The following is a 24521-nucleotide window of genomic DNA, read 5'->3' as shown; positions in this document are numbered from 1 at the left end:
CTCGCGCGCGGATAGATCATGCGAAGGGGCGAACATGGCCAGCGAGAATATGTTCAGTGTCTACGGGCGAATGACCGCGCTGCCGGGTCGGCGTGACGAGCTGATTGCCGTGCTTCTCGAGGGATTCCGCGCTGGCGACGAGGGTGGCGGCCTGCTCTCGTTCAGCATCAACACCGCCCTTGACGATCCGGACACGATTTGGCTGACACAGTTATGGATCGACAGGGAAGCGCACGACACGACCACCCGTACCGAGCCGGTCGCCGCAGCGAGTCGCCAGATACCTCCGCTCCTGGCTCAGCAACCCGAAGGCAGCTACGGGCACGCCATCCATGTGCACGGTCGAACCCACGGGTGACGAGGCACAAGTCCGGATGCCCATACCTCGGCACCCGTGATCGACTGTCCAGCAACGTATCTCGGATGCCGTCAGGCAACCGCACGGCGATGTCGCATATCGCGCGTTCTCACTGGCACATGTCCTGATCGAGTGAGATCGCAGTGGCGCCGAATCGGGCACACCGAGCAAGCCGAATAGTCGAACATATGTTCTATCCTGCGGTAGGGTAGCTCGCGTGAACATACATTCGACCGCGCTCGCGCCGGATGCTCAAACGGCCGGATGGCCGAAGCTGGCCGATGTCGACTTGCTGCGCACCCTCGTCGAAACCGAACGCCGCCGGAGGCAACTGGATGCCGCCATGCGCGCTGCCGTCGCTGAAGCCGAGCGTCGTGGCCTCGCCGCAGACACCGGCTATCGGGACACCGTGGAGCTATTGACCGATCTGCTGCGGATCAGTGCGCACGAAGCGCGTCGGCGAATCGGATTCGCGGCTCCGCAGGCCCGCCCGCGTTCTAGAAAGGTGTGGAGGGTGCTGGCAGCCGCAAGCTGAGGTCGAGCTCGGGTGCGTCGACCGGCGCCCGGAGTGCCCGACCTCACCTACCCCGCCGGTCGGCGGAGTTGTTCAGCCGGTTGACCGGCCGCAAGGCCCGCCGCTGATGATCGCCGGATCGGGAAACCGCCTGCTACGCATCGCCGCTGAGCACGCCGACGTGATCGCCCTCCCCGGTGCCGCGCTGCCGAAGACCGGGCTGCCGAACGCCATGACCCCGGACGAACTCGCCGACCGTGCGGACTATGTCCGCGGCCTGCTCGACGAACGCCGCGATCAAGTGGAATTCAACCTGCTGGTGTGGGCGGTAGGCGCTCCGGCCGAGTGGAACACCGTGATCGATCGGCTGCGCCAGTTCCAGCCGGGCTTCACCGAGGACCGAATCCGCACCGCCCCCGGCGTTTTGGTCGGCACGCCCCAGCAAATCGCCGACCGCGTGCGCGAATGCCGCGACCGCCACGGAGTCACCTACTTCACGATGATGGAAATGGACATGGAAACCTTCGCGCCCGTGATCGAACTCCTGAAATAGGTCCTGCTTCAGGAGTTATCGACCGCCCCCAACCTCTTCCAGTATGGGCTTGACGCGATGGGATTCGGCTCGGAATTCGGCGGCTGTAGCAGGAAGCCTCGTCAGGTAGCCATTGAAGCTGGTGCCGAAGCGGGCGCCCGATCACCACACCGGCCGATATTCGGTCGCACTCCGCACGACCTGGTTGCTACCGTGCAGCCATGAAGGTCAATTCACGAATCGCCGCCGCGGCCGCACGAGCTCTTCGCTCGCCGGTCGCGCCTGCCTGACCTCTTTCTTCCTGGCCGGCGACCGGAAACGGTCCGCCGGTGTGCGTCGGTCTTGTTGCCGGACTTGCTATCTGCGGTCGCTTCCGGTCGATTTCACATCGATGGAGCAACCACCGTGATAACGACAGACCAAACCATTCAAACCTTCCTCGATTTCTTCCGCGAACGCGGGCACGAACGCACGCAGGGCGGATCACTCATCCCCGTGCCGGGGGATCCGGTGCTGTTCACCACCTCCGGGATGCACCCGTTGACCCCCTATCTGATGGGCCGACCCCACCCGCTGGGTCAGCGACTCATCAGCCTGCAACGATGCCTGCGCACCACCGACCTCGATGAGGTCGGTGACGACACCCACCTCACTGTGTTCGAAATGCTCGGGTCCTGGTCGCTCGGCGACTACGGCGGCCCGCAGAGCCTGCGTTGGGGCTTGGAACTGCTGCGCGACGGCTTCGGCATCGACCCCGGCCGGATGCACGTCACAGTGTTCGGCGGTGACGAACAGGTCGAGCCGGACTACGATTCCTGGCGCACATGGGACGAGCTGGGCCTACCGGTGGAACCGACCACTGACGAGAACTGGTGGTCCAACGGCCCGACCGGACTCTGCGGACCAGATTCGGAGATCTTCATCTGGACGGGAGACGAAATGCCGCAGGGCACACCGACTTCCGATGACCGATGGGTGGAGGTGTGGAATCACGTCATGATGCGATACTTCCGGCATCCCGACGGCAGCCTCGAACCACTGCGCCGGCCCGGCATCGACACCGGCCTCGGCCTGGAGAGGCTGGTGCGAATCCTGCGAAACACGCAGTCCGTCTTCGAGATCGATGTGTTCCAGCCCTGGCTGAGCACTCTGCCCCGAATCTGGGGCCCGCTGGACGACCCGTCGCTGCGACTGCTGTCGGACCATCTGCGATCGAGCATCGCCGTCCTCGGCGACCGGGTGACGCCGTCGCCGTCTGGTCGAGGTCACATACTCCGCCGTTTGATCCGCCGCACCCTGACCACGCTGTGGCGCGACGATCCGACCCGCACCCTGTCCGACTTGCCGATCGAGCTGGTGGAACACACTCTCGGGCACTTCCGGCAAACTGTGCCCTCCCACGAGGTGCGCACCATCCTGCTCGACGAGGAACGCAAATTCGATCTGCTACTCCAGCGCGGACGAAAGGTCCTGTCCCGCAGCCGTTTCACCCGGCCGTTGACCGACAACGACTACCACTACCTGCATGACACGCACGGCCTGCCCCGCGATCTGGTGGTGTACTTGAACACCCAAGCCGATGTCGGTTGACCAGGCAGGACACTGCCAGGCCGTAGCAGATTCGATCAGCGCAGGGTCTCGCCGGCCCGCACTCAGCGGTGTGATGCGGTGACAGGCACAGGGTAGTCCGAGGGCGCGCCTCTTCGGTCGACGGCGCGGGTCGGTCCGGTTTTGAGGTTCACCGGTGGATACCACACGCCGCGCCACACCGGGACTCCGAGATAGTGGGGATTCACCGGCAGTGGCTCGGCCAGCGAGATGTCGACGGTAATTCGGTGCACAGGTGGCAGCAGTCCGTCCGGGAACAGATCCGCAACCATCGACAAGCAATCCCGCACATCGAAGCCGGTTACGCCGACGCCCTGCCAGAACCGAGCGTCGAAGGATTCCTGCGGGTCGAATTCGATCCAGAACCGTCGCATCGTGGTCATCCGCGTTTTCCTCCCACCGGCACCGATGTCGAATGCCGAGCCCGATGATCCCAGAGTTGATCAGCGTCTACCACTCGATAATTGGCAGTAGCGCGCGTTCGGCCCGGGCGCCAGAACTCCTCGGCCCGGCTCAGCCGAATGGTTCCTCGCGGACGAACCGGGTCAGTGCCGCGGCGAACGCCTGCGCTTCGGACTCGGGCCATGCGGCGAGATGCTTGTCGAAGCGGCGGGCGAGCCGGTCGCGCATCACATCGACCGCTCGCTGTCCGGGTTCGGTCAAGCTGAGCAGGGTGGCTCTGGCGTCGTCCGGATCCGGTGCGCGTCGCACCAGCCCGGCCTGCTCGAGCCGGGTGGCGTGGCGGCTGGTCACCGACCGGTCCAGGCCGATCTCGGCAGCCAGCGCGGCCGCACTGCGTGGGCCGAAGCGGCCGAGGGCGCTGAGCACCGGGTAGGTCGTCGTGTCCACCGCCGGGTCCAGTCCTTCGGTGAGTTCGGCGTAGATCCCCTCCCTTGTCCGTCTGCGCAGCAACTCCGCGATGGCGTCGGCGACGTGGGCACCGGGTCCCTGGTGTGACATGTTTCAAGAATAGCGTGCATCGAGCACGCATATGCGATAGCTTGATATGCGTGCACAGAGCACGCATCTGATTGGAGAGTTCTCATGGCCACTACCACCAGCATTGCCACCGCACTCAACGACCTGCTGTTCGACCGGCAACTCGATGTCGACTCCGCCGTCACGCGTCACTTCGCCGACGGCTATCGCCAACGCACCGACGGCGTGTGGAGCGACCGCGCCGAATTCGCCGCGCACATCACGCATCTGCGCGAGGTTCTCGTCGGCGGACACGTCGAGGTGCACGACGAACTGATCGTCGGCGATCGCTACGCCGACCGGCACACCGTCCACGCCAGCAAAGTCGACGGCACTACAGTCGCCTTCGAGGTGCTGGTCTTCGCCGAATTGACCCCCGACGGTCGCTTCCAGCAGATCATCGAAACAACCAGCATGGTGTCCGGACGAGAAGAGGATCAGAATCTGGGCAGTGCCCGCTGACCGTTCGCCGATGCGCGGATGCCACGGTGCGGCAGACGGCAGACGGCAGACGGCTCAGGGCCGAGATTAGCGTGTGGGAAGTGTTGTCAGCCAGTCGGTTTGGATGGTCGACCGACGCGTGCCGCAAGAACGGCGGTCGCTTACAGTGCGATACCCATCGCCCACATCGCGGCAGCGGGTTCTGGCATCGCGACGGTGAAATCGCGGCCGTTGGTCAAGTGCAAACACAGCGCTGGTCCCATGTTCGGGGTGAAGAACCACGTGACCGAGCGATCAATGCGCGCTACTGGGCCCCGGTGAGGACCGCGGCGTCCACGTATCGTGGATCGCAGGCGATCGCGGTGAAACTCCACTTGTCTTCGGCGTCAACCGATTCCTCTGCCTCGGCCAAGCGGTCGAGCAAATCGAAATAGCTTGTCTCGGCCGGCCGTAGGTCCGCGATCGTCGCCGTGAGATCGATATCGGTGGCGAATCGGGCGCCGTCGACACCCACCGACAAGGTCGCCAGCCATCCGTTCGAATCGGCTGCGAACATCGACCCGCTGGTCTCGGCCCAGAACAACACCACGCTCGGGGCCGGCTCGGAGCTCAATCGCCCTGCTGCGGCGAGCATTACCAGCGCGGTATAGATGTTCGACTCACAGAACCCGAAGTGCATCAGATACGCCTCGAGCGCCCCCTCCTGATACCGGAGGACATAGGTCAGCCCGCCGGTGTCCTCGCCGAAACAGTCGGCGAAATATTCTCGCGGCGTTATCCCCTCCTCGGCTTGGCGCCAATCCGGCACCTTCCCGTCCCAGAACCACCGGTCATACATCGCGTCGCGATTCTCGATGACCTGAGGACCCGGCGCAGGTGTCGCCAGCCACTGCTCGAATGCCACCCGCCCCATAGGAATTCGAGCAGCAACGACAAACGTGTCCGACACGACCCGGCTCCTCATCGATCTCGACGGCGCCCACTGTCCCGCGCCCACGCGCCATCCTAAGATCGAACACTCGGCAACGGGCCGAGATGATCTCGGCCCGTTGACCTTCCAGGAGTCGGACCGCCGAGCGAGCAGGAGATCGGTCACACCACGAACGGGAGCAGCAGTAGTCATGGAGCCACAGAACACATCGGTACAACGCCCTGGAACATCCAGCACGGTCGGGACGATCGATACCGACGCCTACATCGCCCGAGTTCAAGCCGAAAACGCCGCCGGTCAGTGTTTCATCTGCGAACTGGCCGACGAACAGACAACCCGCACCCACGAAACCGTCGCCTACCGTGACGAACACTGCATCGTGTTCATTCCGCCCTACCCTCGCCTCTACGCCTACTGCCTGCTCGCACCCCGGCGCCACGCGACAAATGTCGTCTCGGACTTCACCGAGGACGACTACCTCGCCATCCAGCTGCGTGTCCATCGCCTCGGCCGGGTCCTGACGCAAATCACACCCACCGAACGCCTCTACGTGTTCAGCTTCGGCAGCATGCAAGGCGTTTCACACGTGCACTGGCACCTGGCGCCGCTCCCACCCGGAACACCCTTCCGTGAACAGCAGTTCGCCGCAGTGGACACACCCGACTACCTCGTCATCGCACAGGCAGAGCGCGATGAACTGGCACAGCGGATCGGAGCCGGTATGGCCGCCCTCGCCCAGCCGAACGAGTCGCGAGCGTAACCGCATCAAACTGCCGAGCGTCGCGGGATCATGGCGATGCCCGCCAGCACGAGTGCGCCTGCCAGGCACAGCCAGGCGAAGATGTCGCCGGTGAGCCGGTAGAGCGTGGTGGTGCCGTGGGTCGGGACGTCCACGATCCACGGGTCGTGGTCGACGGTGGTGTCCTGGGTCGAGATGGGTTGTCCGTGCGGGTTATAGGCGGCCGACCAGCCGTTGAAGTCCTGCCGGACCAGTGAGTAACCGTTCTCGATCGCGCGCAGGCTCGACATCTGGGTGTGCAGCCGGCCGAACTCTGGCCAGTCACCGCCCGGCACCAGCATGATGTCGGCATCGGCGTGCATCATGGCGGGAAAGTCTGCGTCGTAACAGATTACGTTCGCGATTCGACCGTAAGGGGTGCTCACCACGGGCACTTTTCCGTCGCCGGGTGTGTAGGTCTCCAGGCCCGGAATCGGGTGCGCCTTCTGATAGCTCCAGAGCAGGGCACCGTCCGGGCCGATGAAATGTGTCTCGTCGCGACCGTAGGGCGCGGTCGGCAGGTAGACGTTGGCGGCGACGTCCAGATACACCTGCTCGTCTCGGGCGACGGCCTGCGCGGCGGCCAGGAACGCCGATTCGTCCGAGACCGAGATCCTGGCCGCATTCTCCGACCAGACAACGATTTTCGCGCCGGCTCGCGCGGCGCGCCGAGTGCCGTCGAACAGGCCGTCGATCACCGCCTTCGATTCCAGTGGCACCGTGGCCGGGTCGAACTGAGGTACGTGCATCGGGTCGAACCCGGGTTGGCCGAGTGCCTTCATTTCCACGTCCAAGGCCGCTGTGCTGGGATTGATACCAGCGATGCGTACGGCCTGGGCGGTAGATACCGGAAAGAACGCCAAACGTGCGCTGCCGCCGACAATTACGACGCCGAGCACCGCCGCGTAGACGACGGGCACGCGCGCGGTGCGCCAGGACAGCGGACGCTCCCACACGTGGTTCACCACGGTGGCGAGGGCGCCGATAACGAATCCGATAGAATACGGGCCGGTCAGTGAGATCACCTGCAGCAGAGCGGGATTGGTGTACTGAGCGTCGGCGAGCAGACCGTAGGCCGTGCCGAACGGACTGAAAACTCCCATCACGAACTCGCATACGGCCAGCAGCATCGGAAACAACAGCAGGCCGGCGACCGTGCCGAGCCGCGGCGCGAGCAGGCGGTCCACCAGGTAGGGCAAGGCGAGCACAGTTCCGAAGCCCACCCCGCCCAGCACTGTCATGCCGGTCAGTGGAACGGCCACGTGCCACAGAAAGAACATCGCGGCTCCGACACTGACCAGCCAGACCAGGCCGACGCCGACGGCCACCTTGCTGGTACGCGAAAAACGCAGCAGCAGTATCGAGACCAGCCAAGCGGCCAACGGGATATCCCATCGGCCGTTGACCGCGAACAACGACAGCACCGCACCGGCGCCCAGCCACAGATAACGCCATCGATCCGGCGGTCGCCCAGCACTCGGCGAAGTGCCGGGCAGCGCTGTGGAGCCAGTGTCGACGGGGTCGGATCGCAGATTGCTTGTGCCCGTGGCCATTCGAGATCTCCTGAATCAAATGCTTGGATCGTCCAAGTGTCGGTAGTCTCTCACGCCAATACTTGGAGTTGTCAAGTGTTTGAGTGACCAAGTATTGTCGGGTGGTGGCGAAGCAGGCAGACGCGGAAGAATCGTTGATCTATGACGTACTGGACCTGGTTTTCGCCGTGGCCGAGCAGACCAATGCGCTACTCGCCGACGCCGTCGGCGACCTGGGACTGACCGCTGTCATGGCCAACACCCTGTGGAAGATCGAACCATCCGCGACCCCGTCGATGCGGCAGCTCGCCGCCAGCCTGGGCTGCGACCCGTCCACGGTGACCTTCCTCGCCGACCGCCTCCAGGACAAGGGCCTGATCACCCGAGAGGTCGATCCGGCGAACCGGCGGGCCAAGATCGTGACCCTCACCGAGCGCGGCCTCGACGTACGGCGACGACTCGCCGCGGCAATGCGCACCCAGTCGTCCATTGCCCACCTCAGCCCGGCAGAGCAGCGACAGCTCAGCCGGCTACTGACCAAAGCCGCACGAGCGAAATAGGCGGAGACCGAAGCCATTACAGACCGGTATGGTGCTGGCGGCGGCAGTGGAGATGAGGCGCGATGACGAGGGATGACGGCTTCGATCGTCGGATCGAACCGTTCCGGACGGAGCTGCTGGCGTACTGCTACCGCATGCTCGGCTCGGCGCACGACGCGGAGGACCTGGTCCAGGACACGTATCTGCGAGCCTGGCGGGCGCGCGAGCAGTACGACGATACGCGCAGCTCACTGCGCACCTGGCTCTATCGGATCGCGACCAACGCCTGCCTGACCGCGCTGCAACGTCGCGGCGGCCGGCCGCTGCCGTCGGGCCTGGTGGCCCCGGCGGATCCGCTCGGACCACTCGTCCGGGGCGAGCACGCCTGGCTGCAGCCCCTACCGGATTCGTTGCTGGACACCGGCGATCCGGCCGGGGCCGCGATCGATCACAGCACCCTGCGTTTGGCATTCGCCTCCGCCCTGCAGCACCTGTCGGCACGGCAGCGCGGTGCGCTGATCCTGCGCGAGGTGCTCAGCTTCTCCGCGGCCGAGTCGGCGGAAATCCTCGGCACCACAGTCGTTTCGGTGAACAGCTCGCTGCAGCGGGCGCGTACTCGCCTGAAGGGGATCGGCGTCGGGCCGGAACGGATCAGTGAGCCGTCCACGGCCGAGCAGCGCGCCTGGGTCGAGCGCTACATGACGGCGTTCGAGCACGCCGACGTCGAGGGCCTCAAGCGGTTGCTGACCGAGGACGTCATCATGGAGATGCCGCCGATGCTCAACTGGTTCGCGGGCCGCGGCAACTACGGCCTTTTCATGGAATGGGTCTTCGAGGCGGCCGGGAAGGACTGGTCGCTCGAGCGGGTCACCGCCAACGGCGGCCAACCCGGATTCGCCGCGTATCGGCGTGTCGATGGCGGGTACGAACTACACACGCTCCAGATCTTCACCGTCACCGCCGCGGGGATCAGCCGGAATTCGGTGTTCCAGGATCCCGCGGTTTTCGCGGCCTTCGGACTGGCGGCTCGACTCGACGATTAGATCCGAGATTTCTTTCCGGCAAGCGCGATGAGTTCGGGCGCCGCCGCCGGTATGTACTCCCGAGTTCGCCGGAACACTCCAGCGAGCCGATCAACAAGGGAGACTTCGATGTCGAACAATCATGCCGCCGACGAGGCCGCGATCCAGGCCGTGCTCGCCGATTCCTACAAGGCGTGGGCGGCGGGCGACGCCGACGCCATGGTCGCCGACTACACCGCCGACGCGACCGCCATCATCACCGGCTCGCTTCGCGGCAGCCGCGAGGTGATCCGCCAGAACATGGCACTGGCCTTCGAGGGGCCGCTCGCGGGCAGCTCGACCTACAACAAGCAGCTCAGCATCCGCTTCCTCGGCCAGGACGCCGCGATCATCATCAGCGAGTCCGCCATCCTGTTCGCCGGCGAAACGGAGGTTCCCGGCGACGAGCGAAAGGTGAACGCGACGTGGGTCTTCGAGAAGCGCGACGGTCGGTGGCTGATCGCCGCCTACCACAACAGCCCGGTGCTGACGCCCGCTCAGTCAACCGCGGCGTGAAGTGAGCAGCTGGCTCTCATCCGCGGATGAGAGCCAGCTGGCTCGGCAATCAATTACACTCTCCCCCAGTGGATTTCGCTTCGATATCGACGACCGGGATGGTACATCGCGCGGACCTCGACATGAGGAAGACAGGGCGACTTCGGACGCCAGCGCAGGCCGTGCCGAATGCCGGGGTCAGAGGGCCGTGAGGAATTCGTCGACGGTTTTGGCGAAGCCATCGGGGTCGCTGGTGTAGATGAAATGGTCGGTGTCGAGTCCGGCCAGGCGGGTGTTGAGGCGGCGTTGAATCATCGCGTCGGCCTGTTCGCGGGGGATTACGCCTTGGGTGGCGCGGATGAGCAGGGCGGGGCAACCTCCAGAACTCTCAAACGCATTCATCCGCCGGACCTGACATGCCCCCGATTCAGGTGACAATGGTTCAGCTGTTCGGCGCCGAGGCGTTGATGCGGGCGACGAGCGCGTCGAGCGTCAAGTCCATCGCGAAGTCGAACTCCGCCTGGCTGTCGAACCGCGCCAGGTAGGGAGCGGCCTCGACGACGGCGGGTAATCCCGACTGCGCCAACGCCTCTCGGCGCGCGGCGATGCCCGGGAGGTCGCTGGTTCCGTAGGTCGGGCCCGCGTTCACCTCCCGCAACAGCGTGCCGACCAGGGTCGCCAGCATCGTTCGCAGCAGATGGACCGCTTGGTCCGGCTCGCACCCCACGGCGAGGAGCACCTCGAGGACCGCCTGGGTCGGCGCCAAGCCCTCCCGCGATCCCAATTGCCGGGTGAGCACCAACGCCGCGGCCGCCGGATGCAGCAGCGCACGCTGCCGGAACGCGTCCGCGATGGCACGCAGGTCGGCGCGGAGATCACCAGTGCGCGTTGGTAATTCGATCGATCCCAGGAGATGTTCGGCAACCGCGTCGAGTAGTCCATCTTTGCCATCGACGTGGTTGTACAAGCTTTTCGGATCGACTCCGAGCACTCGAGCCACCGCCCGCATGCCGACCGCGCCGACTCCCTCGTCGCCGATCACCGCGAGCGTCGCCTCGACGATCCCCGCACGGCTGAGCTGGCCGGCACCTTTCGGGGGTCGGCCGCGGCGCGCCGGTGCAGCGTGACTGGTCATCAGACCATCCTGCCGCACACCGTTGATTAAATCCACACCGTGGGTATATGGTCGGCGGTACATAAACCCACGCTGTGGATATCGAAGCCCCGCATGCGTCTCCCAGGAGTCACTGATGTCGACACGATTCACCTTGCCCCCCGAAGACATCCTCCGCGCACGGGAGAAACTCGTCCTCGACCATTTCCATGACGAGGTGCTGCAGGACTGGGACGCAACACTGTCGACGTTCCCGCATCCGCATTACGAGCTGATCGCCCCGATGGTCGTCCACGACGGCGACGACGAGGTCCGCGACTACTACCGCGACACCCGTCGCGCCTTTCCCGACCAGGACCACGAGATCATCGCGCTGCGCCACAGTCACGATGCGGTGATCGTCGAATTCTGGCTGCTCGGAACACATTTGGGCCCGCTGGGGAAGATCCCACCGACGGGCTCGGCGCACCGGACCAGAATGACGGCCTACTTCGTCTTCGACGAACACGAGAACCTGGTGACAGAACGCATCTACTTCGACCAGCTCACCATCCTGAAGCAACTGCTGGGCGGACTGGACAAGCGCAACCCCCGCGAGCTGCTCACGCTCGCCCGAGCAGCAGCCGGCGCCGTCGCCACGGCAGGTGCCCCGCCGGATCCGCGACTGCTCACCACCACACCACCGAATCTCGGTGCGTGACGGATGAAGGTGCATCACCTCAACTGCGGCACCATGCGCCCGCTGGGCACACCCGACGGCCTGGTCTGCCACGTCCTGCTGGTGGAAACCGACACCGGCCTCGCGCTCATCGACAGCGGACTAGGCCTGCGCGACGTCGCCGATCCGGGCGCCCGGTTCGGGCCGAGCCGCTTCTTCGTCCGCCCGCGGTTCGACGAGAACGAAACAGCCATCCGCCAGCTCGAGCGCCTCGGCTTCGACCCGCGCGATGTCCGCGATGTCGTCATCACTCATTTCGACGCCGACCACAGCGGCGGACTCGCCGACTTCCCCTGGGCCAGAATCCATCTCACCGCAGCCGAAGCGAATGCGGCACTCAATCCGAGAGGTTTCGTCGAAAGAGGACGGTATCTCCCCACGCAACACGACCATCACCCGACGTACGTTCTGCATACGCCCGGACAAGGCGAGCCGTGGCACGGTTTCACCGCCACCGAAGAGCTCACCGATATCGCGCCGGGTGTTGTCCTGATCAGCCTGCCCGGGCACAGCCGTGGCCATGCCGCCGTCGCCGTAGACACCGGCAAACGGTGGATCCTGCACGCCGGTGATGCGTTCTATCACCGCGGGCAGATCGACGGCACCGGCCGGGCACCCCGGGCGCTGACCATGCTGGAGCGCGCCGTCGCGCACAGCATGGCCGATGTCCGGGCCAACCATGAGCGGCTCGCCGAACTGTGGGCGACACCGACGCCCGATCTATTCCTCGTCAATGCGCACGATCCCGTTCTTCTTCGCCGCGCCCAGCAACTCGACGAAACTGCGGCGATCAGACGCCCGGACGGTCGAGTTCGACAACCAGGCGACTAGTTCTCACGGAACATGCTGCGACAGAGTCGATATCGGCTCAGAGACACACGCTGAACGGGTTTCGGATACAGCCGAACTCACTCGATCGTCGAGATGGCAGACTCCCAGACATGATCGATACTCCGCCGAAAACGCCGACCCTCGTCTGCGGCGCCCGCACCCGCACGCAGCCCGAAGCCCTGCTTCGCGCAGGTCGGCTCGGGTCGGCGATCCTGGCCGCCGGCATCGATCGCGGTGACAAATGCGTCATCATGGCTCGCAACGACCTGGAATTCCTCGAGGTTTCGGTCGGCATCGCGTCCACCGGGGCCAACCCGCTGCCGATCAACACCCGTTGGACGGCAAGCGAAGTCGCGCACGTCCTCACCGACGCCCAAGTGCGCCTGATCTTCTCGCACACCGAGTTCGTGCCCATCCTCGAAGCCGCTCGCGAACTGGCGGGCAGTGCAGCCCGCATCGTCGAAATCGCCATGACCCCAGAGCTTCTCACCGAGGGCGGCTGGGATCTCGCCCTGGCCGAGCCCACCGGTCGCCACGACTCGCTGGAAGACTGGATCGCCGCGCACCCCGAACCCGTCGGGCACATCGAAGGCGCGATCGCCCAATCCATGGGCGTCATCTACACCTCAGGCACCACGGGAAAACCCAAAGGTGTTGCACGCGAACAGATGACACCGCACCAGCTGCTGAGTATCGCGGGCGCGACCGCCCAGCGGATGGGCTTGGCCCCCGGCGTGCCGATGCTGGTGGCCGGACCGCTGTACCACACCTCCCCCAACGCGATCGCCGTGCTCGGACTGCGGATGGGCGCCGACATCGTGATCATGCCCAAATGGGACGCCCGCAAGTTCCTGCACTTGGTCGACCGCTACCACATCCAGCAGGTCAAAATCGTGCCGACGATGGTCTCGCGCATTCTGAGCGTGCCCGCCGAAATCCGTGCCGCCTACGACCTTTCCAGCCTCACCCACGTCATCCATTCCGCCGCACCATGCCCGCCCGCGCTCAAGCGGGCCGCCATCGACCTGTTCGGCGATGCGCTCTGGGAGTTCTACGGATGCAGCGAGGCAGGCACGATCACTTGGATCAGCGCCGCGGACTGGCTCGACCACCCCGGCAGCGTCGGCCGCGCCACCGACGGCTCGGCAGTGCACATCGGCGACGAACAGGGCAACGCGCTGCCCGTCGGCGAGATCGGCCGCGTCTGGGTGCGCGGCGCCGACTACTGGCCGCAGTTCGAGTACCTCAATCAGGGCGCACCGCACTCCCCCGTCGAGGGCATGCTGTGGGTCGGCGACCTCGGCTATCTCGACGAAGAAGGTTTCTTGTATCTGACCGGCCGGGACGCCGAAGTGGTGATCCGAGGTGGAGTGAACATCTACCCCGCCGAAATCGAGAACACCATTGCCGCCATCGATGGCGTCGAGGACGTGGCCGTGTTCGGCATACCCGACACCGGCGATCTCGGCGAGCTCGTGGCCGCGCACATCCTGGCCCGCCCCGGTGCGAACCTCACCGCAGATGCGGTCCGCCGCACACTGTCCGGTCAACTCGCGAATTACAAGATGCCCGCTCACATCGAGATCGTGCAGTCGCTGCCCCGCGACGACAGCGGCAAGGTCTACAAGCGCCAGCTCCGAAACCGTTACGCCACAGACGCATCCGGGGCGTTCATCGACGGATGACCGAGGTCCGGACCGACTCGTCGGCTTCGGCGTACCGGAGGTGGGGTTCGCCTTTCCCCAGACCGGGTGGCTGATCTCCGAACTCGACTCGGTCGCGGCGTGGCCGAGATTCGCGTTCCGAACGCCGTAGCCCGGTTCCGGCGCGATGCGTACCCGATGGTGGGGACCCGCCCCACTCGAGCACGCATCGCGCCGGGTCACCCTCGGCGACAGCAGAATTCGGCTACGCCGGGCTGATTACTGCTTCCAGATCTTTATGGCTTCCATCCGCTTGCCCTGCCCCGACGTACCCACCCAGAGGTCGGTACCGCACCTGGCCTCCTGCCAACCGTCGCCCTCCACATGGGCCTCCGCACAAATGGGCGGGGAATTGGCAATATAGATATGAACGCCCTCCAGGCGGCGACCCAGCCCCTCGGTTCCGGTCACCGCGGGGGTGCCCCCGCTTTGGCAGCTCCAAGAAGGATCGTCGCCCTGGTCCTGGATGTGGCCTTTGAGGCAGAGATAGCCGATGTTCGCATGCACTTCGAGCTTCTCGATCCGACGGGATTCGCCGGTCGTGCCGGCAACGTAGCCGTCACAGGACTGGCCCAACCAGCCAGCGTCCTGAACGTGGACCCGATAGGTGATCAGCGGGTTGCTGACTGGACAATCTGTATTGCGTAACTCTGCGGCACTCGGGGGTGCCGACCCGGCGGGCGCGGCCTGAGCGGGTACAGAGCTCATCGACAGCACCGTCGCGGCGAGAACGGATGCGCCCGCAATTACCTTGACTTTGGACAACAGATTCATCGTGAATTCCTTGCTGATGATCGGCGTCGCACCTCGACACGCGTCGAGGGCTCGGAACCTCAGCCCACTCCCCTCCTGAAGGCTGTCGACGACATCGGCGGCCAGCTCCAAGTGGGGATTCCCCTGAAGGTCTTGCGGTGTGGACTGCGTTAGGTTTAGCCCGGATTCGTTGTTCAGCGTCGATCTCCTTGCGCTGAACAACAATTGCCGAACAACGGTGTGGGATGCGGAGGGGGCACGGTGCCACGCTCGGAACGCCTGCTCGATGCTGATGGCGGGCAATTGTGCCTGTTGGCGATGGATCTACGCGGCCTGCGAGCGAAGGCGGGCGGGCCGACCTACCGCGAGTTGGCAAGGCGGGCACACTATTCGGCGGCGGCGCTGTCCGAGGCGGCGTCCGGCCGCAAGCTGCCGAGTCTCGCGGTAACGCTGGCGTACGTGCGGGCATGTGACGGCGACGTGCCGGCATGGGAACAGCGCTGGCGCGCGCTGGCCGCCGAACTCGCAGCAGCCCAAGCGCTTCCGCCCGCGCTCGCGAACGACGGGCAGGCGCCGTATGTCGGGTTGGCGGCGTTCGAGCCACAGGACACCGACCGCTTCTTCGGTCGCGACAACCTCATCGAGGACCTGCTGGCGCAGCTGCCACGCCACCGATTCCTCACCGTCGTCGGCGCGTCCGGGTCGGGCAAATCCTCCTTGCTGCGCGCCGGTCTGATCGCCCGAGTCCGCGCGGGCGCGACCCCGTCTAGTGCCGCGCTGGTGTTCACGCCAGGACCGCACCCGATGGAAGAGTGCGCGATCACGCTGTCCACCCTCGTCGGCCACACACCCGGCCGCGTGCACACTGATTTGCTGGCCGACGCCCACGGCCTGCACCGGTTGGTGCGCCAGGCGCTGGCCGAACAACCCGCCGAGGCCGAGCTCGTGCTGGTGGTCGATCAGTTCGAAGAGGTGTTCACCGTCTGTCCCGATCGCGTGGAACGCGAGCAGTTCATCGATACGCTGCTGGCCGCGGCGCAGGCACCGACCAGTCGCTGTCGCGTGGTAATCGGTGTGCGCGCGGACTTTTACGGCCGCCTCACCACGCATCCAGGTTTGGTGGCCGCCTTGCGCGACGCGCAGGCGCCGGTCGGACCGATGAGCGTCGACGAGCTACGGCAAGCCATCACCGGTCCGGCAGCGCGGGCCGGGTGCGTGGTGGAAGGTCCGCTGCTGGCGGCGCTGATCGCGACGACCGCCGGGCAGGTGGGCGCGCTGCCGCTGCTGTCGCACGCGCTGCTGGAAACGTGGCGGCGGCGCCGCGGCACGACGTTGACCCTGTCCGGCTACCACAGCGTCGGCGGAGTCGACGGAGCCTTGGCGCAAACTGCCGAGACGTTCTACACCGGCCTCGACATCACTCAGCGCGTGGCCGCCAAACACCTACTGCTGCGGCTGATCGCGCCGGGCGAGGGCACCGAGGACACCAAACGCCGAGCCGCGCACGACGAACTCGACGACGATGTCACTCGCGCGGTACTCGACCGGATGGCCGCCACGCGACTGGTCACGGTGACCGAGCACGGCGTGGAACTCGCGCACGAATCCCTCATCCGGGGTTGGCCGCGCCTGCAAACCTGGTTGGACGAGGACCGGGACGGCCTGCGCACCCATCGTCAGCTGGCCGAGGCGGCCGAGGCGTGGGAGGCGCTGAACCGGGATCCGACGCTGCTGTATCAGGGAGTTCGCCTGGCTCAGGTGTCCGCATGGTCGCATCCGGGCCGCCGCAACATGGCCGATCGGGAGCGGCAGTTTCTGCACGCCAGCATCCAGGCTCGAATCGACGAGCAGGCGAGATCGGACCGACGGTCTCGCGTCACCCGCCTGCTCACCGTCGCTGTCGTGGTCTTCGCGGTGCTGGCCACCGTCGCCGCGTTCGTTGCCGTACAACAGCGATCGACCGCGCTGCACCAGCGCGACGATGTCGTCTATCGCAGTGTGATGGCCGAGGCCGACCGGATCACGGAGCGTGAGCCGTCGCTCGCGGCGCAATTGGATCTGGTGGCCGCGCGTCTGCGACCAGCCGATCCGAACAGCCGCAACCGACTCGTCGCCACCCAGAACACGCCATTGGCCGCCGCGGTCCACGGACATGGTGGCGAAGTGACGCTGACATCTTTCAGTCCCGACGGACACACGCTGGCCAGCGCCGGCGAAGACCACACCGCGCGGCTGTGGGACGTCCGCGACCCGGCGCGGCCGCGACCGATCGGCCAGCCGCTGACCGGCCACACCGGCTGGGTGTTCGCGGCGGTGATCAGCCCGGACGGCCGCACGCTGGCGACCGCGGGCGACGACAGCACCATCCGACTGTGGAACATCTCCGACCCCGAACACACCACCGGTCTCGGGCCTCCGCTTACCGTCGGTAGTGGCTCGATCTATCTGGTGGCCTTCAGCCCGGACGCACGCACCCTCGCGGCCGCCGGCGACGACCACACCGTCCGGCTGTGGAACGTGGCCGATCCAGCCCATCCGATATCGTCCGGTCCGCCCTTGACCGGTCACACCGGGCCGGTGCGCTCGCTGGCGTTCAGTCCGGACGGCCACACCCTGGCCACCGGCAGCGACGACACCACCGTGCTGCTCTGGCACGTCGCCGACCCGAGCCATGTCACACGCGTCGGCCCCGCGCTGACCGGGCATACCGCCATCGTGCTCGCGGTGGCATTCAGCCCCGACAATCGCCTGCTCGCCACCGCGAGCGGCGACCGAACCGTCCGGCTGTGGGAGGTCACCGACCCGGCCGGCCCGATCCCGGCCGGCCAGCCGTTGACCGGGCACACCGCGGGCATCTGGTCGGTGGCGTTCAGCCCCGACGGCCGTCGGCTGGCCACCGGCAGCGACGACGGCACCGCCCGGCTGTGGAACGTATCCGAGCCGGCACATGCCGGGCCATTGGCCGTGCCGCTCGCCGACGGAAACAGCACCGTCTACACAGTCGGTTTCAGCCCCGACGGCCACACCCTGGCCACCGGCAGTGCCGACGGCACGATCCGGCTCTGGTCCCTGCCGATGACCGTCCTGGCCGGGCACCGGGCCACCGTGAATTCCATCTCCTACAACCCACGCGGCACGTTGCTCGCCGCTGGCGCCGAGGACAACACAGTCCAACTCTGGGACACCACCGATCCGACGCAGCCGATCCAGTCCGGCCGCATTCCGGCAGCACCCGGCTACTTGCAGTCCTGTAGCAATTGCAACACCTACGTGCGATTCAGTCCGGACGGACGAACTCTCGCCGTGCTCAGCTACGCCAGAATCGTCCAACTATGGAACGTCGCCGACGCGGCCCATCCCACGATCCTGGGACCGACGCTGGAACTGAACACCAGACACGCCAGCTTCTTCGCGTTCAGCCCCGACGGAAGAACGCTGTCGACCGGACACGACGACAACACCGCGCAACTGTGGGACGTGGCCGACCCGACCCACCCCGCGCCACTCGGACAACTCACCGGCCACACCAGCTACATCACCTGGACCGAATTCAGCCCGGACGGCAAGACTTTGGCCAGCGCGAGCACCGACGACACCATCAGACTCTGGAACGTCACCAATCCCACCCACCCCACACCGACAGCACAACTCACCGGCCACACCAACGGAGTCAACACCCTCGCCTTCACCCCCGACGGTAAGACCTTGGCCAGCGCCAGCACCGACCACACCATCAGACTCTGGAACGTCACCAACCCCACCCACCCCACACCGACAGCACAACTCACCGGCCACACCAACGGAGTCAACACCCTCGCCTTCACCCCCGACGGCAAGACCTTGGCCAGCGCCAGCACCGACCACACCATCCGATTCTGGGACGTCACCGACCCGAACCACCCCGAACCCGAAGGACAACCGGTAGCCACCCGAGCGGACGCACCACTCGATCTCGCCTTCAGCCCCGACGGACACACCATGGTCAACGCCGACGGCACCGACACCATCCTCCTGTTCGACCTCGACACCGACCACGCAGCCCAACGCATCTGCCGAATAACCCACGGCACAATCACCCGCCAGCAATGGCAAATCCACCTCCCCGACCTCCCCTACCGACCCCCTTGCCCCTGACAATCACCGCTTCCCCGTCACCCAATTTCACTCTGCTACAAGACTATTGGCAGTAACAGGCGTGCTGATGGGCAGGGCGACGCGGCGGAGCTCATCGCCTCGCAGCCGGATCAGCAGGCAACATTCGAAATCTCAATTAGGCCCTGCCGCTTCACCTTCGAGAACCTTGTCAGAAAAACCAGCTAGGAATTGGAGCGTCCGAACGCCTCGCGGCGGAGGATATCAATAATTGTCGGTGTGCCCTCAGTGGTGATCACTTCGACAGTTTCCCGGGTACGACGCCCGTCGACGACTGCGCGCAGCAGCGCGTCGGCGAGGTCTATGCGCGCGGTGTAGTGGCCAGGCGTGGGTGGGGTGCGAATCTCATAGCTGGTGCGGATATTGCGATCGAACAGGCCCGCCGCCCGCATGATGGTCCAGTCCATGTCGCTTGTCCGCACGATGTTCTCCATGCGCGGCCGTCACCGTCCGGGCGCAGCGAACCGCCGATAACTCGCGCGCGAATCATCGACGCCGCAGTCGCCCTGCTCGATGAGGAGGGCCTCGAGCGCTTGACCATGCGGCGCCTCGCCCAGCGACTCGGCACCGGCTCCACCACGCTGTATTGGCATCTCGACACCAAGGACGATGTGATCGACCTCGCGGTGGACGCGATCTTCGGCGAGACTCCGATTCCGAAGCGGCACAGCGAGGACTGGCGCGCCGATCTCACTACCCTGCTGACCGAGTGGCGCACCACCTTGCTCCGCCACCCATGGACTGCCGGCCTGGCGGCCAATCGTCGGCCGCTGCTCGGTCCGAACTTCCTCGCCTGGATGGAATTCCTCCGAGCGACGCTGGTGCGGGCCGGGCTCGTCGACCCGCATGTCTCCGCCGCGAGTTGGGCGCTGGTCAGCCATGTCGCAGGCTCGGCCGCGAGCGAGTCGAGCCTGCGACTGTCCGAGGCGGACATTCGCGCGAGCGAGGAACTCGTTGCAGCACAGTCGGATCGGTATCCGACCCTCGCCCAGGGCGGCTATCTTGCCGGGTCCGATTGGGCCGCGAACTTCGAGAACGGCCTGACCTATCTGCTCGACGGGCTCGGCGCACATCTACAACGGTGAGCTCTAACCTGACGCCCGATTGGTGGAGATCGAGGACAAGTTACACACTGCTGTCCGAAGACCAGCCGGAAAGGCTCACCGAGGTCATCACCGAATTTCTCGCCCCCACAGCCGACAGGCTCCACCGGTGAGCTAGCCGAGACCGATGCACCAGGCATGGACTTGTCACGAATCCCCCATCACGCCGGTTCAACCTTGTGATCGCATCGGCGACCGTAAGGAGAGATTGTGGCGCACCGAATCGTTGTACTGGGAGCTGGATACGGCGGGCTCACCGCTGCCGTTCGCACTGGGCGTCTGCTGCGCCGCCAGGACGTTCGAGTGATTCTGGTCAACCGCAGTGACCGGTTCACCGAGCGCATCCGGCTGCATCAACTGGCTGCGGGGCAGGAGCTCTCGGATCGGCCCCTGGCACGGATGCTGACCGGGACCAAGGTTGAACTGGTGGTGGGGACGGTTGTCGGGCTCGATCCGGTCGCGCGGCGGGTGCGGGTGGCTGATGCGCCGGAGCCGCTTGGATATGACACCTTGATATACGCGTTAGGCAGTGGAGCGGATCTGGATGCGGTGCCAGGGGTACGCGAGCACGCGTATTCGCTGGCCGAACTAAACCCGGCTCAGCGCTTGCGCGCTCGGCTGCGAGAACTACCCGGCGGCGCGGTTGCGGTGGTGGTCGGCGGCGGGCTCACCGGTATCGAGGCGGCTGCCGAACTCGCTGAGGCATATCCGCAGTTGACCGTTGAGATGGTGACCGCGGCACCGGTCGGCGGCTGGTTGTCCGCGCATGCCCAGCGACACCTGCGCCGATCACTACAGCAGCTGGGTGTCGCCGTCCAGGACGGACGACACATCGTGAAAGTCGTTGCGCGCGAACTGCTTTTCGACGACGGATGCCGCAGAAACGCCGATCTGATAATTTGGGCCGCCGGTTTCCGGGTGCCCGCCCTGGCGGCCAACGCAGGGCTGGCCGTCGACGCCGTCGGCCGGATGATCGTCGACGACCGGCTGCGGTCGGTCTCGCATCCCGATATCTACGGCGTCGGAGACGTTGCCGCGGCACCTACCCCGGGCGGTACCCGAACCCGCATGTCCTGTCAGACCGCGATGCAGATGGCACCCTATGTGGCACAGGAGATCAACCGAGCACTACACGGCCGACCTTCGAAACCCGTTGCCATCCGCTACATCTGGCAAAACATCAGCCTGGGCCGTCACGACGGGGTCACGCAGTTCACCCACGCCGACGACAGCCCGGCCGGTCCAGCCCTCACCGGGCGAGGCTCGGCGCGATTCAAGGAACTGATCTCGCGCACCGCGCTGCGACAGGCCCAACGCTGAGATGCGGCCACCGGCACGCGCGTGGCAGGCTGCGGTGATGGGGGCGCAGACACTCACGGAATTCCAGGCACACCGGGGTCAGCTGTTCGGGCTGGCATATCGGCTGCTCGGCGACGCCACCGAAGCCGAGGACGTCCTGCAGGACGCCTACCTCAAATGGGACGCGCGGGCAGCGGCCGCCGAGCCGGTGCGGATCCCGTTGGCGTGGTTGACCAAGGTCGTGACCAACCTGTGCCTGAACCGGCTGGCCTCAGCACGCAGTGTCCGGGAACAGTACATCGGATCATGGCTGCCCACACCGGTGTTCACAGCGGACGGCGTATTGGGCCCGCTGGAGACCGTCGAGCAGCGCGAAAGCGTCACCCTGGCCATGCTCGCGCTGCTCGAACAGCTCACCCCGCCCGAGCGGGCGGTATTCGTACTGCGCGAGGCATTCGACTACCGCTACCGTGACATCGCCGACGTGCTCGACCGAGACGAAGCCCATGTGCGGCAACTGTATCGACGTGCCCGTACTCGAATCGGTCAGCAGCACAAGCGATTCAACGCCGACCCCATCCGCCACGCCGAGATTGTCACCCGTTTCTTCGCCGCCGCGGTCCGCGGCGAGGTAGCGGCTCTGGAGGAGTTGCTGGCAGCGGACGTTGTCGCCTGGGCCGACGGAGGCGGCCGAATGTCACTGGCACGACGTCCGATCCACGGCCGCGACCACGTCACACGCTACTTCGCCGCACTGTCCCGCAACCCCCGCGCGACTGGTATCACCCTCACCATCGGCCTGATCAACGACCAACCCGCCGCCCTGGCCCACCGAGACAACAAATTACTCGCCATCGTCTCCATGGTCATAGTCGATGACCTGATCACCGCGTTCTACTCGATCGCCAACCCGGACAAACTCACCTTCGCCGCCGCCCAATACCGAACGAACCCCGGCGGCGCACTCTCGTCGACCGCCATAAGAACTCAGGTGCGCGTGGAGAGTGAATCCCCCGGCGGTCGACGCGACTAACAGCGCGACTGCGGAAACTCCCTCGTCGCCCACGGCCTCGGCATCGCGCTTGTCCCCGAACCAGAAACACCGCATCCCGACCTGCTCCGTATCGCCCTCAATACCCCCACGACCGCACGATCGGTCTCGTCTCCGGCCGGTTCGACCGGCACGGGTCGCGGCATGTTCCGACGGCCTGGTTGTTACCCGTCGATAAGGTCGTCGCTATCGTGAATGGCGAGGTCGCCATTCAGTCGAAAAGACGGCTAGTCGACTCGCGGACAGGAAAGAGCGGCGTCGGATCATGGTGGAGGACCTGACCGTGACTCGGGGGCTGGTGATAGCCGGGTCGGAGTTGCGTGAGCGGTTCTCACGGTCGTCCGGTCCGGGAGGGCAGCACGTCAATACCACCGACAGCCGGGTGGAGCTGTCGTTCGACCTTGCCAACTCGCCCTCCGTGCCGGAGTGGCTGCGCACCCGGATGCTCGACCGGCTGGCCACCCGCCTGGTCAACGGGGTGCTCACGATCGCCGCATCGGAACAGCGCGCACAGTTGCAGAACCGCGCAGCCGCTCGCGAACGCCTGGCCGCGTTACTGCGCGACGCCGCTGCCGCCCCGCCACCCACACGCCGAGCCACCAAACCCTCACGCGGAGCAAAGGAACGGCGCATCGCCGCGAAGAAGCGGCGCGGCGTCACCAAACGCAACCGCCGCGCCTCCCCCGACGACTAGCCGAGGTCGGCGTAAGTCGAAACGCGATTCCCTCGGCGTGCGTTGTTTCGACCGAGCGCACTCGCCACGACACGATCCGGATGTTCACGACCCCCAATAGATCTCCCAAACTCCGTCGTCCCCCTCGTGGATGCCTTCGAAGAAGATGTGATGCACGTCGACGCCGTCGAACCACTGCGACTGCTGGCGAGTGCTCCGTTCCGTCTCGCCGACAGCGGCGACAAGGTCACGCACCGTGAACCACTTACCGTTGGGGGCTCGGTGTTCCACGGGATCGCCGAGCCCCCGCAAGTTCAGCACGGGCAGGTCCAGGACGACGCGGTCGAACTCGTCGTCGGTCAAGTCCCGAAAGTCCCCGTCTTCGAACACATTCGGCACAAACGAGACTTTCGTGATCGTCGCGGTTGCGGTCGCACTCTGGTTAGACAGGTTCGCGACATTCTTGGTCGGTTCCGTCAACTCGATCGCCAACGTCCCGGACAACCCATTGAAGAACTCCAGTGACATACGAGGATGATGGCACGGAGCACCGACACCTCGCGCCCGCCGACCTCCCCTCGACCGCGCGCACACCGCATAGGATGTGGTGGTGTCGCGTGTGCGCGCCGGGTGGACGGCGTCGGCATGGAGGCACCGCATTTCAGGAGGCAACCATGGGACCACTTTTCCTGCCCTGCTGACACCGGGCGCGTAACAACCGCTGCCCTAACACCTTTCAGACCTTCGTGCATTCCTGCCATCAGCGAAGGCTGTCTCCTCCGCGAAAGATGTCTCCATGCCCACCCCTCCCCAACGCGCCCACGCCCTGGGCCGCGAACTGATCGACACTCACGACCGGTTGCGTAGCGAACTACGCCGCGTCGCCCGTGCACTGGACGACTACCGGGGCAACGAGCCGATCGCCCCGCTCCGGGACCTGCGCGCGCACTGCCTGGCTTTCTGCCAGGCCCTCACCGACCACCACACCAGCGAGGATAAAACAGCGTTTCCCGTTCTGGCCCAGCGCTTCCCGGACCTGGCCCCGGTACTCACCGAGCTCTCCGCCGACCACCATTTGATCGCGGACATCCTGACCCGGATGACCACCACACTCGCCGATCTCAGCGCCGAGAATCTAGCGGCAGTACGCGGCGAGATCGCGGGACTGTCGGCCATTATGGAATCCCATTTTCAGTGGGAGGAACGTCGAATCACCGCTGCCCTCGACGAACTGCCGAGCGCCGAATACACCGCTGCGGAGCTGTTCGACCGCAGGCAACGATAGGTCAGGGATTTGGGCGGGCGTGGTCGTCCGCCGGTATCCCCATCGCGCCCTGCGAACTCATCCTGCATTCGG

At 65.7% G+C, this 24521-nt stretch carries 27 protein-coding genes; 18 read left to right on the top strand and 9 right to left on the bottom strand.

The features are described from left to right. Nucleotides 1-34: 34 nt before the first annotated feature. The 4 genes from ACFWF1_RS37945 to ACFWF1_RS37930 all read left to right on the top strand — a co-directional run bounded on the left by ACFWF1_RS37945 (nt 35) and on the right by ACFWF1_RS37930 (nt 2994). Nucleotides 35-358, top strand: a complete 324-nt coding sequence (locus tag ACFWF1_RS37945) for a putative quinol monooxygenase (RefSeq protein ID WP_379290985.1) — start codon at nt 35-37, stop codon at nt 356-358. 217 nt (nt 359-575) lie between these two features. Further along, nucleotides 576-893 (top strand): DUF222 domain-containing protein, encoded by a 318-nt coding sequence (locus ACFWF1_RS37940; protein ID WP_379290984.1) that lies wholly within the window; start codon nt 576-578, stop codon nt 891-893. Nucleotides 894-999: 106 nt separating this feature from the next. Beyond that, a complete protein-coding gene (locus tag ACFWF1_RS37935) occupies nt 1000-1425 on the top strand; it encodes a hypothetical protein (protein ID WP_379290982.1) in 426 nt (141 codons plus the stop codon). 384 nt (nt 1426-1809) lie between these two features. After that, entirely contained in the window at nt 1810-2994 is a 1185-nt protein-coding gene (locus tag ACFWF1_RS37930) for an alanine--tRNA ligase-related protein (protein ID WP_379290981.1), read from the top strand. Between the two features lie 62 nt (nt 2995-3056). Here the strand turns inward: ACFWF1_RS37930 and ACFWF1_RS37925 are convergent, their stop codons facing one another. Together ACFWF1_RS37925 and ACFWF1_RS37920 are read right to left on the bottom strand one after the other, a co-directional pair. Beyond that, entirely contained in the window at nt 3057-3395 is a 339-nt protein-coding gene (locus ACFWF1_RS37925) for a hypothetical protein (protein WP_379290980.1), read from the bottom strand. A 130-nt stretch (nt 3396-3525) separates the two neighbouring features. Next, the gene (locus ACFWF1_RS37920) at nt 3526-3972 is read right to left on the bottom strand and encodes a MarR family winged helix-turn-helix transcriptional regulator (protein WP_379290978.1); all 447 of its coding nucleotides are present in this window, start codon (nt 3970-3972) and stop codon (nt 3526-3528) included. Between the two features lie 84 nt (nt 3973-4056). On the opposite strand from ACFWF1_RS37920, the gene ACFWF1_RS37915 reads away from it, so the two are divergent. After that, the gene (locus ACFWF1_RS37915) at nt 4057-4452 is read left to right on the top strand and encodes a nuclear transport factor 2 family protein (RefSeq protein ID WP_379290976.1); all 396 of its coding nucleotides are present in this window, start codon (nt 4057-4059) and stop codon (nt 4450-4452) included. 283 nt (nt 4453-4735) lie between these two features. Here the strand turns inward: ACFWF1_RS37915 and ACFWF1_RS37910 are convergent, their stop codons facing one another. After that, nucleotides 4736-5380 carry a hypothetical protein gene (locus ACFWF1_RS37910; protein ID WP_379290974.1) on the bottom strand — a complete coding sequence of 215 codons (645 nt, stop codon included), beginning with the start codon at nt 5378-5380 and terminating at the stop codon, nt 4736-4738. 172 nt (nt 5381-5552) lie between these two features. Between ACFWF1_RS37910 and ACFWF1_RS37905 the strand changes: the two genes are divergently transcribed. Further along, nucleotides 5553-6122: an HIT family protein gene (locus tag ACFWF1_RS37905; protein WP_379290973.1), complete on the top strand. Its 570-nt coding sequence runs from the start codon at nt 5553-5555 to the stop codon at nt 6120-6122. 5 nt (nt 6123-6127) lie between these two features. Here the strand turns inward: ACFWF1_RS37905 and ACFWF1_RS37900 are convergent, their stop codons facing one another. Beyond that, on the bottom strand, nt 6128-7693 hold the full coding sequence (locus ACFWF1_RS37900; RefSeq protein ID WP_379290971.1) for a nitrilase-related carbon-nitrogen hydrolase: 1566 nt from the start codon (nt 7691-7693) through the stop codon (nt 6128-6130). A gap of 104 nt (nt 7694-7797) precedes the next feature. Between ACFWF1_RS37900 and ACFWF1_RS37895 the strand changes: the two genes are divergently transcribed. The 3 genes from ACFWF1_RS37895 (at nt 7798) to ACFWF1_RS37885 (ending at nt 9788) form a co-directional block, all read left to right on the top strand. Beyond that, nucleotides 7798-8232 carry a MarR family winged helix-turn-helix transcriptional regulator gene (locus tag ACFWF1_RS37895; protein ID WP_379290969.1) on the top strand — a complete coding sequence of 145 codons (435 nt, stop codon included), beginning with the start codon at nt 7798-7800 and terminating at the stop codon, nt 8230-8232. A gap of 62 nt (nt 8233-8294) precedes the next feature. Continuing rightward, on the top strand, nt 8295-9254 hold the full coding sequence (locus ACFWF1_RS37890; protein WP_379290967.1) for a sigma-70 family RNA polymerase sigma factor: 960 nt from the start codon (nt 8295-8297) through the stop codon (nt 9252-9254). A 108-nt stretch (nt 9255-9362) separates the two neighbouring features. Beyond that, nucleotides 9363-9788 (top strand): SgcJ/EcaC family oxidoreductase, encoded by a 426-nt coding sequence (locus ACFWF1_RS37885; protein ID WP_379290965.1) that lies wholly within the window; start codon nt 9363-9365, stop codon nt 9786-9788. Nucleotides 9789-9965: 177 nt separating this feature from the next. On the opposite strand, the gene ACFWF1_RS37880 is transcribed toward ACFWF1_RS37885, so the two are convergent. Together ACFWF1_RS37880 and ACFWF1_RS37875 are read right to left on the bottom strand one after the other, a co-directional pair. Continuing rightward, nucleotides 9966-10169, bottom strand: coding sequence for an alpha/beta fold hydrolase (locus tag ACFWF1_RS37880; protein WP_379290963.1), 204 nt, complete (start codon nt 10167-10169; stop codon nt 9966-9968). Between the two features lie 40 nt (nt 10170-10209). Then, nucleotides 10210-10902 carry a TetR/AcrR family transcriptional regulator gene (locus ACFWF1_RS37875; RefSeq protein ID WP_379290961.1) on the bottom strand — a complete coding sequence of 231 codons (693 nt, stop codon included), beginning with the start codon at nt 10900-10902 and terminating at the stop codon, nt 10210-10212. A gap of 115 nt (nt 10903-11017) precedes the next feature. Between ACFWF1_RS37875 and ACFWF1_RS37870 the strand changes: the two genes are divergently transcribed. From ACFWF1_RS37870 to ACFWF1_RS37860, 3 genes are all read left to right on the top strand, one after another. After that, nucleotides 11018-11581, top strand: coding sequence for an ester cyclase (locus tag ACFWF1_RS37870; protein ID WP_379290959.1), 564 nt, complete (start codon nt 11018-11020; stop codon nt 11579-11581). 3 nt (nt 11582-11584) lie between these two features. Beyond that, entirely contained in the window at nt 11585-12430 is an 846-nt protein-coding gene (locus ACFWF1_RS37865) for an MBL fold metallo-hydrolase (RefSeq protein WP_379290957.1), read from the top strand. 110 nt (nt 12431-12540) lie between these two features. Then, a complete protein-coding gene (locus ACFWF1_RS37860) occupies nt 12541-14115 on the top strand; it encodes an AMP-binding protein (RefSeq protein WP_379290955.1) in 1575 nt (524 codons plus the stop codon). Between the two features lie 237 nt (nt 14116-14352). Here the strand turns inward: ACFWF1_RS37860 and ACFWF1_RS37855 are convergent, their stop codons facing one another. Then, nucleotides 14353-15018, bottom strand: coding sequence for a hypothetical protein (locus tag ACFWF1_RS37855; RefSeq protein WP_379290953.1), 666 nt, complete (start codon nt 15016-15018; stop codon nt 14353-14355). 129 nt (nt 15019-15147) lie between these two features. Between ACFWF1_RS37855 and ACFWF1_RS37850 the strand changes: the two genes are divergently transcribed. Continuing rightward, nucleotides 15148-19020: a hypothetical protein gene (locus ACFWF1_RS37850; protein ID WP_379290951.1), complete on the top strand. Its 3873-nt coding sequence runs from the start codon at nt 15148-15150 to the stop codon at nt 19018-19020. 182 nt (nt 19021-19202) lie between these two features. Here the strand turns inward: ACFWF1_RS37850 and ACFWF1_RS37845 are convergent, their stop codons facing one another. Continuing rightward, entirely contained in the window at nt 19203-19472 is a 270-nt protein-coding gene (locus tag ACFWF1_RS37845) for an NAD(P)H-binding protein (protein WP_379290949.1), read from the bottom strand. Between ACFWF1_RS37845 and ACFWF1_RS37840 the strand changes: the two genes are divergently transcribed. The 4 genes from ACFWF1_RS37840 (at nt 19356) to arfB (ending at nt 23185) form a co-directional block, all read left to right on the top strand. After that, entirely contained in the window at nt 19356-20123 is a 768-nt protein-coding gene (locus ACFWF1_RS37840) for a TetR/AcrR family transcriptional regulator C-terminal domain-containing protein (RefSeq protein ID WP_379290947.1), read from the top strand. The genes ACFWF1_RS37845 and ACFWF1_RS37840 overlap by 117 nt on opposite strands. Before the next feature lie 228 nt (nt 20124-20351). Continuing rightward, complete coding sequence (locus ACFWF1_RS37835; protein WP_379290945.1) at nt 20352-21461, top strand: NAD(P)/FAD-dependent oxidoreductase; 1110 nt, start codon at nt 20352-20354, stop codon at nt 21459-21461. Between the two features lie 37 nt (nt 21462-21498). Beyond that, nucleotides 21499-22473: an RNA polymerase sigma factor SigJ gene (sigJ, locus tag ACFWF1_RS37830; protein ID WP_379290943.1), complete on the top strand. Its 975-nt coding sequence runs from the start codon at nt 21499-21501 to the stop codon at nt 22471-22473. A gap of 283 nt (nt 22474-22756) precedes the next feature. Continuing rightward, entirely contained in the window at nt 22757-23185 is a 429-nt protein-coding gene (gene arfB / locus ACFWF1_RS37825) for an alternative ribosome rescue aminoacyl-tRNA hydrolase ArfB (RefSeq protein ID WP_379290941.1), read from the top strand. 84 nt (nt 23186-23269) lie between these two features. On the opposite strand, the gene ACFWF1_RS37820 is transcribed toward arfB, so the two are convergent. Beyond that, complete coding sequence (locus ACFWF1_RS37820) at nt 23270-23692, bottom strand: hypothetical protein (RefSeq protein WP_379290939.1); 423 nt, start codon at nt 23690-23692, stop codon at nt 23270-23272. Between the two features lie 268 nt (nt 23693-23960). On the opposite strand from ACFWF1_RS37820, the gene ACFWF1_RS37815 reads away from it, so the two are divergent. Continuing rightward, the gene (locus ACFWF1_RS37815) at nt 23961-24449 is read left to right on the top strand and encodes a hemerythrin domain-containing protein (RefSeq protein WP_379290937.1); all 489 of its coding nucleotides are present in this window, start codon (nt 23961-23963) and stop codon (nt 24447-24449) included. Nucleotides 24450-24521: the final 72 nt, after the last annotated feature.

It is taken from the genome of Nocardia sp. NPDC060255 (assembly GCF_042727395.1).
In the GTDB taxonomy this organism is placed as follows: Bacteria; Actinomycetota; Actinomycetes; order Mycobacteriales; family Mycobacteriaceae; genus Nocardia.
The sequence above is the reverse complement of the archived record's forward strand: the minus strand, read 5'-3'. Positions and strand labels throughout refer to the sequence as shown.

Excerpts from the sequence above, each read along its gene's own strand:
- ACFWF1_RS37945 (WP_379290985.1), top strand. The coding sequence starts at position 35 with ATGGCCAGCGAGAATATGTTCAGTGTCTACGGGCGAATGACCGCGCTG.
- ACFWF1_RS37935 (WP_379290982.1), top strand. The coding sequence starts at position 1,000 with ATGATCGCCGGATCGGGAAACCGCCTGCTACGCATCGCCGCTGAGCAC.
- ACFWF1_RS37925 (WP_379290980.1), bottom strand. The coding sequence starts at position 3,395 with ATGACCACGATGCGACGGTTCTGGATCGAATTCGACCCGCAGGAATCC.
- ACFWF1_RS37920 (WP_379290978.1), bottom strand. The coding sequence starts at position 3,972 with ATGTCACACCAGGGACCCGGTGCCCACGTCGCCGACGCCATCGCGGAG.
- ACFWF1_RS37915 (WP_379290976.1), top strand. The coding sequence starts at position 4,057 with ATGGCCACTACCACCAGCATTGCCACCGCACTCAACGACCTGCTGTTC.
- ACFWF1_RS37905 (WP_379290973.1), top strand. The coding sequence starts at position 5,553 with ATGGAGCCACAGAACACATCGGTACAACGCCCTGGAACATCCAGCACG.
- ACFWF1_RS37900 (WP_379290971.1), bottom strand. The coding sequence starts at position 7,693 with ATGGCCACGGGCACAAGCAATCTGCGATCCGACCCCGTCGACACTGGC.
- ACFWF1_RS37890 (WP_379290967.1), top strand. The coding sequence starts at position 8,295 with ATGACGAGGGATGACGGCTTCGATCGTCGGATCGAACCGTTCCGGACG.
- ACFWF1_RS37885 (WP_379290965.1), top strand. The coding sequence starts at position 9,363 with ATGTCGAACAATCATGCCGCCGACGAGGCCGCGATCCAGGCCGTGCTC.
- ACFWF1_RS37880 (WP_379290963.1), bottom strand. The coding sequence starts at position 10,169 with ATGAATGCGTTTGAGAGTTCTGGAGGTTGCCCCGCCCTGCTCATCCGC.
- ACFWF1_RS37875 (WP_379290961.1), bottom strand. The coding sequence starts at position 10,902 with ATGACCAGTCACGCTGCACCGGCGCGCCGCGGCCGACCCCCGAAAGGT.
- ACFWF1_RS37870 (WP_379290959.1), top strand. The coding sequence starts at position 11,018 with ATGTCGACACGATTCACCTTGCCCCCCGAAGACATCCTCCGCGCACGG.
- ACFWF1_RS37865 (WP_379290957.1), top strand. The coding sequence starts at position 11,585 with ATGAAGGTGCATCACCTCAACTGCGGCACCATGCGCCCGCTGGGCACA.
- ACFWF1_RS37860 (WP_379290955.1), top strand. The coding sequence starts at position 12,541 with ATGATCGATACTCCGCCGAAAACGCCGACCCTCGTCTGCGGCGCCCGC.
- ACFWF1_RS37845 (WP_379290949.1), bottom strand. The coding sequence starts at position 19,472 with ATGGAGAACATCGTGCGGACAAGCGACATGGACTGGACCATCATGCGG.
- sigJ (WP_379290943.1), top strand. The coding sequence starts at position 21,499 with ATGGGGGCGCAGACACTCACGGAATTCCAGGCACACCGGGGTCAGCTG.
- arfB (WP_379290941.1), top strand. The coding sequence starts at position 22,757 with ATGGTGGAGGACCTGACCGTGACTCGGGGGCTGGTGATAGCCGGGTCG.
- ACFWF1_RS37820 (WP_379290939.1), bottom strand. The coding sequence starts at position 23,692 with ATGTCACTGGAGTTCTTCAATGGGTTGTCCGGGACGTTGGCGATCGAG.
- ACFWF1_RS37815 (WP_379290937.1), top strand. The coding sequence starts at position 23,961 with ATGCCCACCCCTCCCCAACGCGCCCACGCCCTGGGCCGCGAACTGATC.